This is a genomic window from Prescottella soli, from assembly GCF_040024445.1.
GTDB lineage: Bacteria > Actinomycetota > Actinomycetes > Mycobacteriales > Mycobacteriaceae > Prescottella > Prescottella soli.
This window is the reverse complement of sequence record NZ_CP157276.1, coordinates 5,002,271-5,021,252: the sequence shown is the minus strand read 5'-3', so window position 1 is coordinate 5,021,252 and position 18,982 is coordinate 5,002,271. Positions and strand designations below refer to the sequence as shown.

Annotated in this window: 13 protein-coding genes and 1 pseudogene; 5 read left to right on the top strand and 9 right to left on the bottom strand. The window is 69.1% G+C overall.

The window, feature by feature from the left end; all coding sequences use genetic code 11:
* Positions 1-3 precede the first annotated feature (3 nt).
* The 3 genes from ABI214_RS23330 to ettA all read right to left on the bottom strand — a co-directional run bounded on the left by ABI214_RS23330 (position 4) and on the right by ettA (position 7,112).
* Entirely contained in the window at positions 4-4,878 is a 4,875-nt protein-coding gene (locus ABI214_RS23330; RefSeq protein WP_348604805.1) for an NAD-glutamate dehydrogenase, read from the bottom strand.
* 119 nt (positions 4,879-4,997) lie between these two features.
* Positions 4,998-5,429, bottom strand: coding sequence for an acyl-CoA thioesterase (locus ABI214_RS23325; protein ID WP_348604804.1), 432 nt, complete (start codon positions 5,427-5,429; stop codon positions 4,998-5,000).
* Positions 5,430-5,432: 3 nt separating this feature from the next.
* Positions 5,433-7,112, bottom strand: coding sequence for an energy-dependent translational throttle protein EttA (gene ettA, locus ABI214_RS23320; protein ID WP_348604803.1), 1,680 nt, complete (start codon positions 7,110-7,112; stop codon positions 5,433-5,435).
* Positions 7,113-7,262: 150 nt separating this feature from the next.
* On the opposite strand from ettA, the gene ABI214_RS23315 reads away from it, so the two are divergent.
* From ABI214_RS23315 to ABI214_RS23305, 3 genes and pseudogenes are all read left to right on the top strand, one after another.
* Positions 7,263-7,832, top strand: a complete 570-nt coding sequence (locus ABI214_RS23315) for a TetR/AcrR family transcriptional regulator (protein WP_348604802.1) — start codon at positions 7,263-7,265, stop codon at positions 7,830-7,832.
* 217 nt (positions 7,833-8,049) lie between these two features.
* Entirely contained in the window at positions 8,050-9,645 is a 1,596-nt protein-coding gene (locus tag ABI214_RS23310; RefSeq protein ID WP_348604801.1) for a GMC oxidoreductase, read from the top strand.
* A gap of 26 nt (positions 9,646-9,671) precedes the next feature.
* Positions 9,672-9,875 (top strand): annotated as a pseudogene (locus ABI214_RS23305) (lipase); the annotation flags it as partial.
* A gap of 211 nt (positions 9,876-10,086) precedes the next feature.
* Here the strand turns inward: ABI214_RS23305 and ABI214_RS23300 are convergent.
* From ABI214_RS23300 to ABI214_RS23275, 6 genes are read right to left on the bottom strand one after another with little or no spacing between them, the layout of a single operon-like run.
* Entirely contained in the window at positions 10,087-11,970 is a 1,884-nt protein-coding gene (locus tag ABI214_RS23300) for a phosphocholine-specific phospholipase C (RefSeq protein ID WP_348604800.1), read from the bottom strand.
* A 2-nt stretch (positions 11,971-11,972) separates the two neighbouring features.
* Positions 11,973-12,656: an HAD family hydrolase gene (locus ABI214_RS23295; protein ID WP_348604799.1), complete on the bottom strand. Its 684-nt coding sequence runs from the start codon at positions 12,654-12,656 to the stop codon at positions 11,973-11,975.
* Positions 12,653-13,840, bottom strand: coding sequence for an ABC transporter ATP-binding protein (locus tag ABI214_RS23290; RefSeq protein ID WP_348604798.1), 1,188 nt, complete (start codon positions 13,838-13,840; stop codon positions 12,653-12,655). Before ABI214_RS23290 ends, ABI214_RS23295 begins: the two co-directional genes overlap by 4 nt.
* Positions 13,837-14,670, bottom strand: a complete 834-nt coding sequence (locus tag ABI214_RS23285; protein ID WP_348604797.1) for an ABC transporter permease — start codon at positions 14,668-14,670, stop codon at positions 13,837-13,839. Before ABI214_RS23285 ends, ABI214_RS23290 begins: the two co-directional genes overlap by 4 nt.
* Positions 14,658-15,578 (bottom strand): ABC transporter permease, encoded by a 921-nt coding sequence (locus tag ABI214_RS23280; protein ID WP_348604796.1) that lies wholly within the window; start codon positions 15,576-15,578, stop codon positions 14,658-14,660. The genes ABI214_RS23285 and ABI214_RS23280 overlap by 13 nt, the downstream gene beginning before the upstream one ends.
* Positions 15,579-15,586: 8 nt before the next feature.
* Positions 15,587-16,735: an ABC transporter substrate-binding protein gene (locus tag ABI214_RS23275; protein ID WP_348604795.1), complete on the bottom strand. Its 1,149-nt coding sequence runs from the start codon at positions 16,733-16,735 to the stop codon at positions 15,587-15,589.
* Between the two features lie 213 nt (positions 16,736-16,948).
* Between ABI214_RS23275 and ABI214_RS23270 the strand changes: the two genes are divergently transcribed.
* Together ABI214_RS23270 and ABI214_RS23265 are read left to right on the top strand one after the other, a co-directional pair.
* On the top strand, positions 16,949-17,707 hold the full coding sequence (locus tag ABI214_RS23270) for a GntR family transcriptional regulator (RefSeq protein WP_348604794.1): 759 nt from the start codon (positions 16,949-16,951) through the stop codon (positions 17,705-17,707).
* A gap of 50 nt (positions 17,708-17,757) precedes the next feature.
* The gene (locus ABI214_RS23265; RefSeq protein ID WP_348604793.1) at positions 17,758-18,942 is read left to right on the top strand and encodes an alanine racemase; all 1,185 of its coding nucleotides are present in this window, start codon (positions 17,758-17,760) and stop codon (positions 18,940-18,942) included.
* Positions 18,943-18,982 lie beyond the last annotated feature (40 nt).

Sequence of the window (18,982 nt, the reverse complement as noted above, 5' to 3'; positions counted from 1 at the left end):
CGCTCACCTTCCGACCTCCGATCTGGTGCCCACGCCCCGCACCATGCTGCGTATCTGACGCGCCGCCACCGAGAGCGTCGCGAGGTCCAGCGTTCCAGACTCGAAGATCTCCGCGAGCGCGGACCTGGCCCTGGCAAGCCGCGAGGCGTTGGTCGACTCCCAGTAGTCGATCTTCTCCTCCGGCGACTCGGTCGGCTCCCCACCGGCCAGGACCTCGAGCGTGAGCGAGCGCAACGACCCGTAGAAGTCGTCGCGCAGCGCCAACCTGGCCAGTGAATGCCACCGGTCGCCGCGCGCGAGGTCCGACACCGCGGTCAGCAGCCAGTCGATGCCGAGGTGCGCGTCGAGCGCGAAGTAGAGCTCGGCCACCTCCTCGCCGTTGCGCTCGCAGATGTCGGCGATGTCGATGATGTCGAGCAGGCAGAACAGGTCCAGCAGCCGATACACCTCGAGCGCGAGTTCCTTCGGGGCGCCGTCCGCGATGGCCGACCGCGACCGTCTCGCGAGGTCCGTCACGTGGTGACCGCGCAGCCAGCCGGGGACCTTGGGGGCGAGCTTGCGGAACTCCGACGAGTACCGACTGATCTCGGCCCCCACCGCGATCGGCTGCGGGCGGTTCGACAGGAACCAGCGCGACGCCCGGTCGAGGACCCGGCGCGACTGCAGCATCAGCACATCCGAGACGTCCGAGGGCATCTCAGCCGCCCGGACGCGCTCCCACACGTCGTGCAGTTCGAAGATCGAGGTGACGGCGGCGTACGCGCGGATCGCGTCGGTGCTCGACGCACCCGCGTCCTCGGCGAGCCGGTACACGTACGTGATGCCGCCGTTGTCGATGGCCTCGTTGGCGAGCATCGTCGCGACGATCTCACGACGGAGCGGGTGGGAGCGGATCGACGAGCGGAACCGGGCGCGCAACTGCGCCGGGAAGTAGCCGGGCAGCCGGGCGGCGAAGAACTCGCTGTCGGGCAGCTCGGTCGCCAGCAGGTCCTGCTCGAACGCGAGCTTGACGTGCGCCATGACGGTCGCGAGCTCGGGGGAGGTCAGGCCGCCGCCGGCCTGCGCCCTCTTGTTGAACTCGGCCTCGGTCGGCAGCGCCTCGAGCTTGCGGTCGAGGCCGTGGTGCGAGATGAGCGTCGCGATGAGTCGGCGGTGCACGCCGAGCATCTGCGGCGCACTCGCCCTCGACATGCCCAGCTGATCGTTCTGGGAGATGTTGTCCGCCAACACCAGTCGCGCGACCTCGTCGGTCATCGAGGCCAGCAACGGGTCCCGATCGGCCTGCGTCAACTCGCCGCTGCTCACGAGCGAGTCGAGCAGGATCTTGATGTTCACCTCGTGGTCCGAGCAGTCCACGCCCGCCGAGTTGTCGATGGCGTCGGTGTTGATCTTGCCGCCGTGCAGTGCGTACTCGATCCGCCCCAGTTGCGTGACGCCGAGGTTGCCGCCCTCGCCGATCACGCGGGCGCGGACGTCGGCGCCGTGCACGCGCACCGCGTCGTTGCTCTTGTCCCCCACCGCCGCGTCGGACTCCGATGCCGCCTTGACGTACGTGCCGATCCCGCCGTTCCACAGCAGGTCGACGGGCGCCTGCAGGATCGACTTGACGAGGTCCGGCGGCGACATCTCGGTGACGTCCGCGGGCAGTCCGAGCGCCTCGCGCACCTGCGGGCTGATCGGCACCGACTTGGCCGTCCGCGCGTACACGCCGCCGCCCTCGCTGATCACACCCGCGTCGTAGTCGGCCCACGACGACCGCGGCAACGCGAACATCCGACGACGTTCGGCGAACGACCGCGCCGCATCCGGATTCGGATCCAGGAAGACGTGCCGGTGATCGAACGCCGCGACGAGGCGGATGTGTTCGCTGAGCAACATCCCGTTACCGAACACGTCGCCGCTCATGTCGCCGATCCCGACGACAGCGAAATCGTCTGCCGTGATGTCGATTTCGAGCTCACGGAAGTGCCGTTTGACGCTCTCCCACGCGCCGCGGGCGGTGATCCCCATCTCCTTGTGGTCGTACCCCGCCGACCCGCCGGACGCGAACGCGTCACCGAGCCAGAATCCGTACCCGGCCGCGACGTCGTTGGCGATGTCGGAGAACGTGGCCGTGCCCTTGTCCGCGGCCACGACCAGGTACGTGTCGTCGCCGTCGCGGCGCACCACACGTTCGGGTGGCACCACCGCTCCGGTGATCCGATCGACATTGTCGGTCACGTCGAGCAGACCCGAGATGAAGGTCCGGTAGCACGCGACACCCTGGTCGCGCACCGCCTGCCGGTCGACTGCGGGGTCACCCGTCGGGGCGACCGGGTGCTTGACGACGAAGCCGCCCTTGGCGCCGACCGGGACGATCACCGCATTCTTGACCGCCTGCGCCTTCGCGAGCCCGAGGATCTCGGTGCGGAAGTCGTCGCGGCGATCCGACCACCGCAGTCCCCCACGCGCGACCTGACCGAACCGCAGGTGCACGCCCTCGACGTGGGGCGAGTAGACGAACACCTCGAACCGTGGCCGAGGCTTGGGCAGCTCGGAGATCCGGCCGGGCTCGAACTTCAACGACAGGAACTCGCGGAACTCGCCGTCGCCGCCGTGCACGAAGTGGTTGGTGCGCAACGTCGCCTGCACCAGGCCGAACAGGGCCCGCAGGATGCGGTCGACGTCGAGGCTGACCACCTCGCCGATCGTGGCCCGCAGCGCCCGCTCGAGACCCCGCGAGCGCTTGCGGGCGTCGGCCGACACCCCGTCGGGGTCGAACAGCGACTCGAACAACTCGACGAGCAGGCTCGCGATCTCCGGGTGATCGAGCACCACCGACTCGATGTGGACCTGGCTGTAGGCGAATCCGGCCTGCCGCAGGTACTTCACGTATGCCCGCAGCACCGACACCTGCCGCCAGTCCAGGCCCGCGCGCAACACCAGTTCGTTGAAGCGGTCGGCCTCGCACCGGCCGTGCCAGATCGCGGTGAACGCCTCGGTGAACCGATCGCGCAACTGTTCGTCGGGCCCGCCCTCGCCCACGTCGGCAGCGGCATCGCGCAACAGCTTCGCGGGGACGGCGATCCCGAACTCGTACAGCCAGCACTGCAGTCCGTCCGGCCGCCGGACCGAATACGGCCGCTCGTCGAGCACCTCGACGCCCAGACTGTGCAGCACCGGGAGGACGTGGGACAGCGAGATGCCCTTGCCCGCGAAGTAGAGCGCGAACTGCCACTTCCACGGCGGATCGGGAAGATCATGGTGGATCCGCAGGTCGATCGAGTCGACGTCGAGGCCGGCGAACCGGCTGATGTCGACGAGCGCCTCGACGGCGTCGAAGTCCTCCTTGTAGCCGTCGGGAAGCTCGGCCGCGTACTTCGCCGCGACCACCGGGTCCACGTTGGGATCGGCCGCCACGGCATCCGCGAAATGGTCGTCCCAGCTGCGGCTCGCCTCGGCCAGCAACCCCTGGATGCGGAGCCGGTTCGCTTCCGAGGTGTCCACCCGGCCGTCACGCGCGCCCGGCGGCTTCCGGATCGTCACGTGCAGCATCGCGAGGTCCCCCTCGGTGACCCGGGCCGTGTAGTCGAGCGACCCACCGCCCAGCTCGTCGAGCAGGATCTGCTGCATCGCCAACCGCACCCGCGTCGTGTAGCGGTCCCGCGGCAGGTACACCAGACACGACACGAATCGTTCGAAGCTGTCCTCGCGCATGAACAATCGCACCTGTCGGCGCAATCCGATGTTGAGAACCGCGGTCATCGTCTCGAGCAGCGCGTCGGTGTCGATCGAGAACAGTTCGGTGCGCGGGAAGGACTGCATCACCTCGAGCATCGCCTGGCCCGAGAACGAGTCGATGGCGAAACCGGCGCGCTCGATCGCGGTCCGCACCCGCCGCGCGATCACCGGGATCTCGAGGACGTTCTCGTGCAGCGCCGTCACCGTGAACACCCCGAGGAACCGGTGCTCGCCGACGATCGAACCGTCGTCGGCGAGGATGCTCACGCCCACGAAGTAGGGATACACCGACCTGTGCACCGTCGCGGGAGCCGAACCCTGCGTCAGCACCAACAGCGGACGATCCGGAATGTTCACTGTCAGTGGAATTTTGATGTGTTCGTCGGCGTGAGCGTCCGATCGCAACACACCCAGTCCACTGTCCGGCGTCCGCCGGGTGCGGTGACCGTCCGTGCATTCGTAACGCCGGTAACCGAGCACCGTGTAGTGGCCGTCGGCGAGCCAGCGCAACAGATCCGCGCAGTCCCGCAACTCGTCGGCCGACCGCCCGGGCGGCGGATTGTCCGCTCGCACATCGAGTTCGGCGGCGAGAGCGCGCTGCAGTGCACGCATGGCATCGGTGTCCGCCACGACTTGTCCCACGTCGGACAGCACATCGGCGATGGACGACTCGAGCGAATCGAGCACCTCGTCCTCGGTCGCGGGATGCAACTGCACATGCATCCACGACTCCGCGAGGGCGCCGTCCGGCAGGTCACGGATCGGGACGTCGGACAGGACCTGTTCCAGCGTGCCGTCGGGGCTCCTGCGTACGCCCAGAATCGGGTGGACCACCTCGCTGATGGAGGCGTCGAGTCGGCCCAGCATCGCGGTCACGGATTCGACGAGCAACGGCATGTCGTCGGTGACGATCTGCAGGGCGGCGCCGACGCCGGTGCCGTCGGCCGGACGGTGGACGCGCGTGACCGCACTGCCCGGCGTGCGACGGTGGGCGAGCAGCAGGTGCTCACGGATGATCGCGTCCGAACGACGGTTCAGGACGCTGTCGGGTTCACCGGCAGAGGTGTGCCGGAAGTAGACCGCCGCCACGTCCGGCAGGCACGCCCGCAGCTCGGCGGGAAGTTCGAGAGACCGGTCGGCATCCACAGAATCCGTCATCGCCACGCTCCGTCCCTGTCGAGGTCACCGCGGTCGGGCTCACTGGCGAGCCTAACCGCGGTGACCCCGAGTCGTGCAGAACTCGGCGCGCGACCGGGTGCGTCCCCGGGCGTCCGGGACTACGCGGGTGCCGTTGCCGACAGGTAGCGCGTCAGCACCTCACGCTCGACGTCGGCGAGCGGGCGGGCGCGCTCGGCGTGGACGTCGAAGCCCACCATCACGGCGTCGCCGGTAGCGCACACGTTGCCCGCGACGTCCTTGACGACGTGACGCACCGTGAACGACGTCGTGCCGACTTTCACGACCGAGACGTCGATGCGCACCGGACCGGACGCGTCGGTGATGGGACGAAGGAACTCGGCGTCCATCTTGCTGACGACGACCGCCCGGGGTGCGGCGCCGGCCGACGCCGCACCCTCGATCAGGAAGAGCGAACGCGCCTCCTGCATGTACTCCACGACACGGGCGTTGTTGACGTGACCGAGCCGGTCGGAGTCACCCCAACGGACCTGGATGTCGCAGCTGTAGACCTGGGACGAATCCTTGGACACAGGTCAGTCGCGGGTCAGCTTGCGGTGCGTGACCCGGTGCGGACGTGCGGCGTCCGCACCGAGGCGCGCGACCTTGTTCTCCTCGTACGCCTCGAAGTTGCCCTCGAACCAGTACCAGGCGGCCTCGTTGTCGCCGAAGGCGCCTTCCCAGGCGAGGATGTGCGTGCAGGTGCGGTCCAGGAACCAGCGGTCGTGGGAGATCACGACGGCGCAGCCGGGGAATTCCTGCAGCGCGTTCTCGAGCGAGCTCAGGGTCTCGACGTCGAGGTCGTTGGTCGGCTCGTCGAGGAGGATCAGGTTGCCGCCCTCTTTGAGGGTCAGTGCCAGGTTGAGGCGGTTGCGCTCACCACCGGAGAGCACACCCGACGGCTTCTGCTGATCCGGGCCCTTGAATCCGAACGCGCTGACGTACGCGCGCGACGGCATCTCGTTCTGGCCGACCTCGATGTAGTCGAGTCCGTCGGAGACGACCTCCCACACCGTCTTGGTCGGGTCGATGTTGGCGCGGTTCTGGTCGACGTAGCTGAGCTTGACCGTCTCGCCGACCTTGACGGTGCCGGAATCCGGCTCCTCGAGCCCGACGATGGTCTTGAACAGCGTGGTCTTACCGACACCGTTGGGGCCGATGACGCCGACGATGCCGTTGCGCGGCAGCGTGAACGACAGGTCCTTGATGAGCAGGCGGCCGTCGAAGCCCTTGTCGAGGTTCTCGACCTCGACCACGACGTTGCCGAGGCGCGGCGGGGTCGGGATCTGGATCTCCTCGAAGTCCAGCTTGCGGTGCTTCTCGGCCTCGGCGACCATCTCGTCGTAGCGGTCGAGGCGAGCCTTGTTCTTGGACTGGCGGGCCTTGGCGCCGGAACGGACCCAGGCGAGCTCCTCCTTGAGGCGCTTCTGCAGCTTCTGGTCCTTCTTGCCCTGCACCTCGAGGCGGGCGGCCTTCTGCTCCAGGTAGGTGGAGTAGTTGCCCTCGTACGGGTACAGGCGACCGCGGTCGACCTCACAGATCCACTGCGCGACGTGGTCGAGGAAGTAGCGATCGTGCGTGACCGCAAGGATGGCGCCGGGGTAGGCGGCCAGGTGCTGCTCGAGCCAGAGGACCGACTCGGCGTCGAGGTGGTTGGTGGGCTCGTCGAGGAGCAGCAGGTCGGGCTTGCTCAGCAGCAGCTTGCACAGCGCGACGCGACGCTTCTCACCACCGGAGAGGTGGGTGACGGGCTCGTCCGGCGGCGGGCAGCGCAGCGCGTCCATCGCCTGCTCGAGCTGCGAGTCGATCTCCCACGCGTCGGCATGGTCGAGCTTCTCCTGAAGCGTGCCCATCTCCTCCATCAGCTCGTCGGAGTAATCGGTGGCCATCAGCTCGGCGATCTCGTTGTACCGCTTGAGCTGGACCATCGTCTCGCCGAGACCCTCCTCGACGTTCTCGCGAACCGTCTTGGTCTCGTCGAGGTGCGGCTCCTGCATCAGGATGCCGACCGACGCGCCGGGCGCAAGGAAGGCCTCGCCGTTACCCGGCTGGTCCAGCCCGGCCATGATCTTCAGGATGCTCGACTTGCCGGCGCCGTTCGGGCCCACCACACCGATCTTGGCGCCCGGGTAGAAGCTCATGGTGACGTCGTCGAGAATGACCTTGTCACCATGCGCCTTGCGCACCTTTTTCATCGTGTAAATGAACTCAGCCACCCAAAGGCTCCAATCTGGAACGGAAATGCGCAGCTCACAGGCTGCGAGAACGTACGACTCGACCGCCAGCCTACCGCGCCGGTCCAGCGCCTCTCCCGCGCGAGCGGCTCGAGCACCGGGACCGCGTCGGGCGTGTCCGATAATGGCCGGGTGCGGTCGCGGAAGAAGATCTTGGACGCCACGCTCGGGCTGATCGCGAGCGCCGGGTTCGAGGGTGTGAACATCGCGGCGGTCGCTGCCGCCGCCGGCGTCACCCGGCAGACCGTCTACTCGATCTTCGGCTCGCGGGAGGACCTCGTCTCGCAGGCGACGGCCGGCCTCCTCGTCCAGGTGCTCGGCGACATCCGTGCCCGCGTGGAGCGCGCGGGCTCCCCCGTCGAGTACGTCGTCGAACTCATCGTCGCGGGCCGCGCCGCGATCCGCGACGAACCCGTCCTCGGCGCGCTGCTCCACGCGGAGCGCGGCAATCCGCTGTTCGACCCCGGCATGATCGCCCGAGCCAAACCCATTGCCCACGAACTACTCTCGCCGATCATCGAGCGGGATCCGGCGCTCGCGCCCCGCGCGGACGACATCGTCGAGATAGCGCTGCGACTGGGCCTGTCCGTCGTCATCTTCGACGACGAGGCCGTCCACACCGACGACGACCTGCGCCGCTTCCTCACCCGCTGGCTACGGCCGGCGATGACCCTCGACGCCCGGGACACGGCAACTTCTTGACACCTATCGCGACAAGTGTCTAGTTTTAGCTCGCTCTTCGGAGTGAGTCGGATCACTCCGCCTGGCTGACCACCCGTCCGCCCGGAGCTGAAGGGACCGTTCACGCGCCTACAGCGCACAAGGGGTCCCTTCAACTGCTGCGCAACGCGAACCGGACGGGTCGACGCCTGTCTCGCATCGATCAGGTCGTATCCGAGAACTGGGGGGGGGAATCGCCGTGTCCGAGATCAAGAGAAGGTCCTTCCTGACCGCCGCCGCGGCGGCGGGGATGGCGCTGGCCGCACCGGGTGCCGCCCGCGCCGCCACCGGGATCGCGGCCCGCGTCGACCGGATTCCGGTCACCCGCGAGGAGCACCGGGTGGTCGTCGTCGGATCCGGGTTCGGCGGCGGCGTCACGGCGCTGCGACTGGCCGAGGCGGGCGTACCGGTCCTCGTGCTCGAGCGTGGGATCCGCTGGCCCACAGGCCCGAACGCGTCGACGTTCCCCAGTCCGACCGCACCGGACAAGCGGGCGCTCTGGTACCGGTCCGCGCCGCAGCTGTTCGGCCGGCCGGTCGTGTTCGAGCCCTACACCGGCCTGGTCGAAGCCGTTCCCGGCGAGAACATGACGGCGCTGTGCGCGGCCGGTGTCGGTGGGGGTTCCCTGATCTACCAGGGGATGTCGCTCCAGCCGTCGGAGGCGGTGTTCAGCACCCACTTCCCCGGGGAGATCGACTGGGCGGAGATGGACCGGGTGCACTACCCGCGGGTGGCGCGGATGCTGCGTCTCGCGGTCGCACCCGACGAACTGGTCGACAGTCCCAGCTATCTCGCGCCGCGCACCTTCGCGCAGCACGTCCAACGCGCCGGGCTGCCGCTGTCGAAGATCCTGATGCCGATCGACTGGAACTACGCCCTCGACGAACTCCGCGGGCTGATGCGGCCGTCGTACACCAACGGCGACGGCGCACTGGGCGTCAACAACGGCGGCAAACACTCGGTCGACGTCACCTACATCGCCGCCGCCGAGGCCACCGGAAAGGTGACGGTGCAGACGCTGCACGAGGTCACCGACGTCGAGCGGGCGCCGGACGGCCGCTGGACCGTCTACGTGAACCGCATCGACACTACGGGCCGGGTGCTAGAGAACAAGATCCTCACCACCGATGCGCTGGTCATGGCCGCGGGCAGCCTGAACACCACCAAGATGCTGGTGCGCGCGGCGGCGCAGGGCCGGATCCCCGACATGCCCGACGGGCTCGGCGGCGGCTGGGGCACCAACGCCGATCGGATCTACGTGTGGACCAGCCCGGACGGCGACTTCGGCGCGGTCCAGGGCGGCCCCGTCGTCTACGGCAGCCTCAACTGGGAGGATCCCGCGAACGCGCACACCGTGATCCAGGCCTCGATCCCATCCCTGTCCGTCGACGTGCACAGCACGATGCTCGTCGGATACGGCGTGAGCGACGGGCGCGGCAGTTTCGTCTACGACCCCGCCGTGAACGACGCGGTGCTGCGCTGGCCCCGGGAGGGCGACTCGGCCATCCAGAACGGGCACATCGGACCGACGGTGCGGGCGATCGCGGGCCCGACCAGTGTCCTCACCGACACCAACGCGATCGTGCCGTCCACGTGGCACCCGCTCGGCGGGGCGTGCATGGGACCGGTGTGCGACGTCGAAGGCCGCGTCCACGGCCAGCGTGGCCTCTACGTCCTCGACGGCGCCCTGATGCCCGGGAACACCGCCGCGTGCAACCCGTCCATGACCATCGCCGCGGTCGCCGAGCGCGCACTCGACCGCATCGTCGCGCACGACGTCGGCGCCGTCATCTGATCGCCGCCCGCGCAGTTGCCGGCCTGCAGGACGGCACGCCGACGGCGGTCACCGGCACCTTCATCGACAGCACACATCCGTGGCGCGGCAAGGGCCCTCGGCCGACTGTCGTCATCGCGCCGGGCACGTCCGGCCAGGGGGACCAGTGCGCGATGTCGCGGGCGCTCTCCACAGGGCTGAACGCCGGTACCGATCCCCTGTTCCTGTCCGCCAATCAGGAGGCGTTGTCGCCCGTGCGAGCGCGGCGCGAACGTCACGTTCCGCACCAACGAGCTGCCGGCCATCGCGCCGGGCACGACCTTCGGCAACCACTTCGGGCCGCTGGTGGTCGACGCGTACGGGAACGGCGCGCCCGTCCGCTACCTGCTCGACCGGTTCGACGACGTGCCGGTCGCGCCCGGCTGCAGCATCGACTGACGAATGTCGGCGCAGAAGCTTCGCTCAGGCACCGTGTGTCGTCGCCGACGGAACGGTGGCCGATCCGTGCACCGTTCCTGCGTAGCGCCGGATCAACGACGCGCCGTCGCCGGCGGTGACCGTGACGTCGTAGCGGCCGTCGACCGCCGGCCATCTGGCGCTCGCTCGGCCGTTCGGTTCGACCTCGCAGACGCGCGAATCCCCGTCGATGCCCGGCGCGCCGATCGTGAACGACAGCGCCGACGCGCCGTGGTTCGCCAGCTCCAACTCCACCCACGCATCCGCCGGCCCGTCGCCGTGCAGCACAGCCCTGACGTCAGGCACGGCGTCGTCGGTCGGTGCCAGCACGCCCGCGCAGTGGCAGAGGAATCCGTCGGCTCCGTGGACGGTGAAGTCGTAGCGGCCCGCGGTGCGCACGGCATCCCACTCGTAGACGGCTGTGCCCGCCGACGCGACCGTGAACGGAGTCCCCGCGAACGGCCGGTACGCGTTGGGGAACACCGTGTAGTGGAAGGCCACACTCCCCTCGTTCGTCAGCTCGGCTCGGATCCGGCCGGTGGCGCGATCCACCACGACATCGGCCCACGGCCGGTACGGCAGCGGGCGGTGCGGGCGGCTCCCCGGCTCCTGGGTGGGCATGACCTGGCCGCCCGTTTCAGGGAGCGGCACAGGCGGCAGGTCCACGGCCGCGTCGGCGGCCGCCATCAACGCGCTCGTGTCCGGTAGGTCGGGGATGGTGTAGTCGGGATTGCCGAAGTCGAAGCAGCTCGTCAGGTCGCCGCACACCGCTCGCCGCCATGCGCTGATGTTGGGCTCGCGCACCCCGGTGACGAGCTCGAGGAAGCGCAGCACCGAGGTGTGGTCGAACACTTGGGAGTTCACCCATCCGCCGCGCGACCACGGGGAGACCACGAACAGCGGTACCCGGTTGCCCAGCCCGATCGGCTGCCCGTCGACGAACTCCTCGGGGGTCCCGGCGGGCGGGAAGGGCGGCACGACATGGTCGAAGTAGCCGTCGTTCTCGTCGTACATCACGAGAAACGCGGTGTGCCGCCACACGTCCGGGTTGGCGAACAGCGATCGGAGCGCGGTGTCGACCCAGTGCGCCCCGTACGCCGGGCTGGCATTCGGGTGCTCGCAGAACAGATACGGCGACACGAGCCACGACACCGTGGGCAACGTCCCATCCGTGCAGTGCGCGTCGAAGTCGGTCAGGTCCCACCTCGTCATCGCGTTGATGTACCGGGGATCGTCCTTGTCGAAGCCGTGGAACTGCGGGAAGTACTCGAGGGCGTTGTCCTCGTAGTTGCCGTCCCGTTCGTCGAGGCCGGGCGTGTGGTAGACGCGCCAGGAGACACCCGCGTCGGACAGACGCTCGGCATACGTCGTCCAGTCGCACACCGGGCTCTCTGGAAGCGGCGTGTTGTCGATCCACGGCCCGGTCGTGCCGTCGCGACCCGGTCCCACCGTGCCCGTCCACAGGTAGAGGCGGTTGGGGCTGGTGGGGCCGGCCATCGAGCAGAAGTACGCGTCGCCGATCGTGAACGCGTCCGCAAGCGCGTACTGATACGGGATGTCCTCCCGGGTGAGGTATCCCATGCTCCGCTCGCCCTTGGCCGAGGTCCAACGGTTCATTGCACCCTGGTTGATCGCGTCGTGACCGCTTTCCCAGTCGTGCGGCAGGCCCTCCGCGTTCTGGGCGTTGTACCGAGTGGAGTCCATCCGGTACGGCAGGAGAACGCCGCCCTCCCCGCGGGACAGCGCAGGCTGGTGGAAGACGCTGTCTCCGTCGGGGAAGGTCAGGGCCTGCCGGTCCTCGAACCCGCGCACGCCGCCGAGTGTGCCGAAGTAGTGGTCGAAGCTGCGGTTCTCCTGCATCAGAATCACCACGTGGCGAATGTCGTCCATGCTCAATACCTTTCGACCGGGTGCAACAGGGAGGCGAGGAAGGCGACGTCGACGTCCTCGAGCGAGGGCAGGATCGTCCGTCCCGCGGCGGGCGGGATCGGGACCGAAGGCACGACGAGTACGGCGCAACCCGCGGCCTCGGCCGCCGCCACACCCACCGGCGTGTCCTCGACCGCGACGCACGCGCGCGGGTCCACTCCGAGGGCCGCCGCGGCCGCGAGATAGGGGTCCGGCGCCGGCTTGGAGCAGGCCGTGTCCTCGACCGCGATCGTGGTCGTGAAGCGCTCGGCACCGAGCGTCGCGCGCACCAGGTCGACGACCCGTCGCGGTGACGCCGTGACGATCGCTGTGGGGATCCCCGCGCCGGCAAGGTCGTCGAGCAGCGGGAGCACGCCGGGACGTGGCACCACCGCGTCGGCGACCAGGGCCACGAAGGCATCGTCGAGTTCGTGAGCAAGCGCATCCGGGTCGGGCGCCGCCGATCCCAACGCGAGGCACAGATGGGCGGCGGTGTGGTCGGAGGGACGCCCCAGGACGGCCGGCGCGTCGGCCGACGACAGGGGACGTCCGAGCCGCGCGGCGACCTGCTCGACGGCGTCCCACCAGAGCCGCTCGGTGTCGACGAGCGTCCCGTCCATGTCGAAGAGGACGGCGGCCGGGGCCCCGGGCCGGGTGTCATAGCTCATCGGGTTCGCCTCCACGATCGCCGCTCGGTCGAAACAGCCTGCTGCACTGCAGCTCTGGTCGGTTCGGTGGCCCGGCGCGGGCAGTCCACCAGCACCGGGCGGTCCGGCAGCGAGAGGGTCACGGCGGCGCCCACACCGAGTGGGGACGCGGCGGCAGACACGTCCGCGAACGCCTCGCGTCCGTCCGGCAGCTGCACGGTCAGCCGCGTGGTGGCGCCGCGGAACGTCGCGGTGACGATGCGGGACATTCCGTCGTCGGCCGCGGTGACGCCGAGGGCCTCCGGGCGCACCAGCACGTCGACGTCCCGGGCGCCGCTACCGGAAGGTGTGGCACCCGGCAGCTCTCCGTGGACCGGCAGACTGCGGCCGAGGACGTGGACGGTGCGCCCGCCCGCCTCGAGCTGTCCGGGTATCCGGCTCATGACCCCGACGAACTCGGCGACGAACGCCGTCGCCGGGCGCTGGTAGAGCTCCGCCGGAAGTGCGCACTGCTCCATCTGCCCGGACCGCATGACGGCGACCCGGTCGGCCATGGAGAGGGCCTCCTCCTGGTCGTGGGTCACGAACAGCGTCGTGATGCCCAACTGCTGTTGCAGCCGGCGGATCTCCTCCCGCAGGTTCTGGCGCACCTGCGCGTCGAGCGCCGACAGCGGCTCGTCCAGCAGCAGGACCCGGGGACGCAGCGCGAGGGCGCGCGCCAACGCCACCCGCTGCTGCTGGCCACCGGAGAGCTGGCCCGGGTACCGCGCCGCGTGCTGCGACAGCCCGACCAGCTCCAGGAGTTCCATTGCACGCGCGCGCCGGGCGGGCTTGCCCCTCCCCTGCATCCTCAGCCCGAAGGCGACGTTGTCGACGGCGTTCAGATGCGGGAACAGGCTGTAGGACTGGAACACCATGCCCACATCGCGGCGGTTCGCGGGCACCCGCGTGATGTCCACGCCGTCCATGAGCACCATGCCCGCGTCGGGGCGCTCGAACCCGGCAACGGTGCGCAGCGCGGTTGTCTTGCCGCATCCTGACGGGCCGAGCAGGGCCAGTAGTTCGCCCGGGCGGATCTCCAGGTCCAGCCCGTCCAGCGCCGTGGTGGAGCCGAAGGTGCGGCGTAGTCCGCGGAACTCCACGGTGGAACCGGCACCCGCGGCGCGGTCGGCGTCGGCCGTCCGATCGATGAGAATCTCGGTCATGGGGTCTCCCTGAGGCGTCGAGTGCGGCCGGCCGCGGCGACCACCATGAGCAGCGCCCAGGTGCCGACGAGACCGACGATTGATACCGCCACCGACATCTGCGCTTGCGAACCGCTGATCATGACGGTCCACACCGCGAACGGCTGGTACCCGAGGAGCGCAGCGACGGCGTACTCGCCGAGGACGAGAGCGAGAGTCAGGAAGGCGGCGTTGAGAAGGGCGCCACGCAGATTCGGTAGCACCACATGGATGAGGGTGCGCGGCCACGAGGACCCGCACGACCGCGCGGCCTCGACGAGGACCCGCAAGTCGAGCGCGGACAGGCCGGCGTCGAGCGTGCTGTAGGCGAGCGGCAGGGCCATCACCGCGTAGGCGAACACCAGGATCACGGGAAACTCGGGGTCCTGCAACGCAATCAGGCCGTCGAACAACGGCGTGCCGTAGTAGCGGTCCGCGCCCCACCGCAGCAGCGTGGTGATGCCGGCGCCCAGAGCGACGGCCGGAACGACCAGCGGCAGCAGGCACACGGCCTGTACGACCGTGCGCAGGCGAGGTGCGGCGAGCCGCACCGCCAGCAGTGCCGGCACGAGCAGACCGAGTACGACGGCGATCGTCGCGACGGCCACTTTCAGCGTCAATACCAGGCTGCCCGTCAGGCCCTGGGCGCCACCGATTCCGGTGTACGCGTCGAGATCGACGTGTTGGTCGGGCGATCCGATGCCCACGCTGAAGGCGAACGCGCACGCGATCGGCACCACGAAGTAGAGACCGGCGAGCAGCAGCACGACCCCGCGACCGTAGCCGGGCCTGGTCGTCGTCAGGCCAGCCATCGGGCGCTCCTTCGCTGCAACGGCAGGTAGACGGCCATGACGATCGCCGCGACCAGCACCATGTCCAGGCCGAGGGCGAGGGCGATGTTGCCCTGCCCGACGAGCACGTCGCCGGACAGGCCCGCGGCGATCTGAACGGTGACCAACTGGACGGTGCTCCCGGCGATCGCCGCGGCCGTCGAATAGGCACTGAAGGCCGTCCCGAACAGCAGGACGAATCCGCCAAGCAGCGACGGCCGCAAGATCGGTAACGCCACGTGCCGCCAGTACTGCACCACACTCGCACGATTGTTCGCGGCCGCCTCGCGCCACTGCCCGCGCAGACCTTCGAGTGCCGGAGTGAGGGTCAGGACCATCAGCGGGATGAGGAAGTACAGGTAGACGACGGTCAGCCCCCGCATGTCGTAGAGGCTCCAGCCGAGTTCGTCGAGGTGCAGTGCGTTCGTCAGGACACCCGCGTTGCCGAGGGTCGCCACGAACGCGAAGGCCAAGGGAACTCCGCCGAAGTTCGCCAGGACACCGGCCGCCGCCAGGACCGCCTCACGCAGAGCCCGGAACCGCGACGTCACGATCGCATGCGCGATCGGCAGGCCTACGACCGCCCCGATCGCCGCTGCCGCCGCCGAGAGCTTGATGCTGCCGAGCAGGCTCGACAGGTACGGGTCCTGCAGCGTCGCAGTCATGTTGGCCGTGGTCAGCCCGCCCTCGGTGGACCCGGTCGAGGGCGTGGTGAACGCACCGACCACCATCGTCGCAACCGGCAGGCCCAACGCGACCGCCGCGAACAGGAGCAGCGGAAGGACGCCGAGCCAACCCCCCGCCGTCACCCGAAAGCCGCTGCGGCGGCGGCCTGCCGGGGTGCCGACGGCAGTGCCCGACCGCGTGCTCAGAGCACGCGGCGCAGTCATCTGAACGCTCATTTGGCGAGCACACCGCCCCAGCCGCGGCTGACAACTTCCTTGGCCTTCGTCGACTGCGCCTCCGCCGGGAAGACCGGGACTCCGGCGTCGACCTCCGGCAGTCGGGCCGCAGCGGTGGCGTCGACAGTCCCCGCCTTCTCCATCGCGGGCATGAGCACCGGACGGGCGTAGCCCTTCAACCAGAGGTTCTGGCCCTCGGGGCTGTAGAGGAACTCCTGCCAGAGCCGCGCCGCCGCCGGGTGCGGCGCCCACTTCACGATTGCCTGCGAGTAGAACTGAGCGAACAGGCCGTCGGCCGGGATGGCCACCTGCCAATCGACGCCCTTGTCGCGGAGCGAGTCGCTGTAGCCGGCGTTGAGGTAGTCCCAGTTGACGCTGATCGGGGTCTCACCCTTCTGGATGGTCGCGGGCGTCGACTCGACCGGGTTGAAGTTGCCGACCTCGTTGAGCTTGGCGAAGTAGTCCAGACCCGGCTGGATGTTGTCGAAGGAGCCTCCGTTCGCGAGAGCGGCCGCGTAGACGGCGGCGAAGGCGGAACCGGACTGCGTGGGGTTGCCGGTCAGCGCGACCATGCCCTTGTACTGCGGGTCGAGAAGTTCGGCAAAAGTCTTCGGGCACTTCACAACGCGGGCGTTACAGCCGATGGAGACGTAGCCGCCCATGTCGTTGTACCACCGAGCGTCGGTGTCCTTCTGGCCGTCGGGGATGTCGGCGAACGCCTGCACGCGGTACGGGGCCAGCACGCCCTGCTCGGCGGCGCTGATGCCGAAGGTGTGGCCCACGTCGATGACGTCCGGCGATCGGTCCTGCCCCTTGCGCGAGGTCGCGGCGTTGATCTCGTCCTGACTGGACGCGTCCGGATTCTCCACCTCGACATCGATCCCGTACTTCGCCTCGAAGGTGTCGATGATCGCGCCGTAGTTGGCCCAGTCCCGCGGGAGGGCGATGGCGTTCAACTTGCCTTCCTGCTTGGCGGCGGCGATGAGGCCGTCCATGCCACCGAAGTCCGCGGCCGAGGTGGCGGTAGACGCCCCACCGGCATCGCCGTCCGCCTTCGTGCTGGTCAGCCCGCAGCCCGCGAGGGTCGAGAGGGCGATCGCCAGCGAACAAGCGAGGCTCGCCCGGCGAAGGTTGTGCAGTCGCATGGTGTCTCCCTGATGATCAATGTTGGCTATACAACTTCGCAATCATTTCGACAGAGCGACGTTGCCACGGGGTGAACGGTTCGGAATCGAGTCGTGAAGTTTGACCGTCCACAAACCAACGCCCGCTCGCGTGGATATGCCTGTGACCGTTGGGAAAAGCTGCGAGAGCTACGATCGGGAAAAGACCACCGGGTTCCGGAAAGGAGACGAACATTGGCTGAGGCGGGGGGCAAGCGTCCGCGTGCCGAGTACCGAAGGTTGGCAGCCGAGTTGCGAGAGGCGATTACGTCGGGAGAGTTCGGTTCCGGCGACCGGCTGCCCAGCGAGGAGAGTCTCGCCGGGCAGTACGGCGTCTCCCGCGGCACCGTCCGGCAAGCACTGGCCGTCCTCCGCGCGAACGGACTGGTCACCTCACGACGTGGCACCCGCCGCGTCATCCTCGGCACGGCTCGCACACAGAGCTTCTTCGAGTTGCTCAGCTTCACCGGTTGGGCGCACTCGATCGGTGAGGACCCCGGAAGCCGAACGATCGACATCGCGCACCGGGTCGCGGTGCCTCTGGAGTGCGAGCAGCTCCAGCTCGAACCGGGATCGCACATCTACCGGGTCGTTCGCCTCCGAACCCTCTCGCGGGTTCCCGTCATGCTCGAGCGCGCTATCTACCCCGAGCAGATCGGCAAGCTGATCGCCGCCCTGCCGCCGGACGCGCCCTCTCACGCGCATCCCCTGCTGGACGAGGGTGTCGTCTTCACGGACGCCGACCACACCATCGACCTCGTCGAGGCAGATCCGGACGACGCACGTTTCCTGGGTTGCGCCGAGGGCTCGCCCCTGCTCCGCGAGCGCAGACGCGTCACCGACCCGGCCAGCACCCCGTTGTTGTGGTCCGACGACCGATTTCTTCCCGGCACGGTGTCGTTCACCGTGCACAACTCGGTGGCCACGACAGCCCTGTCACGCCGCCGTGGCTAGCCTCGAAGGGCGGCCACATCCCCTGCCTGATCCGGATCCGGAGGCCTCACGTGACTCATTCCGACATCGCCGACGACGACACCACGGCGCCTGACGGCGACGCCGCGCCGTCCCTGCCCGAGCTCCGGCTGAGCCTGCCCGCCGTCGAGCACAACATCGAGCTCATGGCGGCATGGTGCCGCGACCGCGGCGTCGAGCTGTGCCCGCACATCAAGACGACGATGACACGCCCCATCGTCGAGCGGCAGCTGCGCGCCGGTGCGTGGGGCGTCACTGTCGCCACCGTTCGCCAGGCATCCGTCGCCCTCGGATGGGGGATGCGGCGCATCCTCATCGCCAACGAGGTGATCCATCGCCCCGACCTCGAGGCCATGCGCTCGTGGCTCGACGCGCACCGCTCACTCGAGCTCTACCTGCTGGTGGACTCGCTCGCGGGCCTGAGTCTGGCGGCGACGGTCATGCGGGGTGCCGCCAATCCCCTGAGGGTCCTCATCGACGTCGGGGCGCCGGACGGACGGAGCGGCGTGCGAGAGGTCTCGGCAGCGCTGGCCCTCGCCCGGGCATGCGAGGACAAGCCGGGAATCGTCCTCGCGGGCGTCGCGGGGTACGAGGGCGTCCGACCCAATCGGCGGGACGCGGACATCCTCGCGCAGGTCGACGCGCACTGCCGGACGGTGGTGGAGGCCTTCCACGCCGTGTCACCGCGGATCCGGATCGAACGGCCCGTCTTCAGCATGGGCGGCTCGGCCTTCCCGGACCGGGTCATCGACGCCATTGCGGACCTTCCGGACCTGTCCGGGCGGACCGGGAACCCTCCCGTTCCAGTGCTGCGGTCGGGTTGCTACGTGACGCACGACCACGGAACGTACGCCGAGGTGTCGCCGGTGCCGGGGCTGCGTGCCGCGCTGACGGTCCGGGCGGTGGTTCTGTCCGCGCCGGAACCGGGACTGATCGTGGTCGGCGCCGGCAAGCGCGAGCTGCCGTACGACGCGGGCCTGCCGGTAGTGGTGTCCGCCCGCGACGCCCAGGGAACCCCCCGCAGGGCGGCGAAGGCGACATCAGCCCGGATCTACGACCACCACCTCGTCCTCACCGAGGCCGAGGGGTTGGACGTCGGTGATGTCGTGGATCTCGGGATCTCCCACCCCTGTTCGGCCTTCGACCGCTGGCCCGACATCACGGTGATCGACGACGACGGCCGCGCGCGAACGGTGTGGCACCCGCAGTTCCGTTGAGAAGTCGTGAAGCACAGCGCCTTCCACGGGTGGCACGTGT

What these genes read in the sequence shown, in the direction of transcription:
- ABI214_RS23280 (WP_348604796.1), bottom strand. Translation starts at nt 15,578, where the DNA reads ATGACTGCGCCGCGTGCTCTGAGCACGCGGTCGGGCACTGCCGTCGGC.
- ABI214_RS23300 (WP_348604800.1), bottom strand. Translation starts at nt 11,970, where the DNA reads ATGGACGACATTCGCCACGTGGTGATTCTGATGCAGGAGAACCGCAGC.
- ABI214_RS23285 (WP_348604797.1), bottom strand. Translation starts at nt 14,670, where the DNA reads ATGGCTGGCCTGACGACGACCAGGCCCGGCTACGGTCGCGGGGTCGTG.
- ABI214_RS23290 (WP_348604798.1), bottom strand. Translation starts at nt 13,840, where the DNA reads ATGACCGAGATTCTCATCGATCGGACGGCCGACGCCGACCGCGCCGCG.
- ABI214_RS23275 (WP_348604795.1), bottom strand. Translation starts at nt 16,735, where the DNA reads ATGCGACTGCACAACCTTCGCCGGGCGAGCCTCGCTTGTTCGCTGGCG.
- ABI214_RS23295 (WP_348604799.1), bottom strand. Translation starts at nt 12,656, where the DNA reads ATGAGCTATGACACCCGGCCCGGGGCCCCGGCCGCCGTCCTCTTCGAC.
- ABI214_RS23330 (WP_348604805.1), bottom strand. Translation starts at nt 4,878, where the DNA reads ATGACGGATTCTGTGGATGCCGACCGGTCTCTCGAACTTCCCGCCGAG.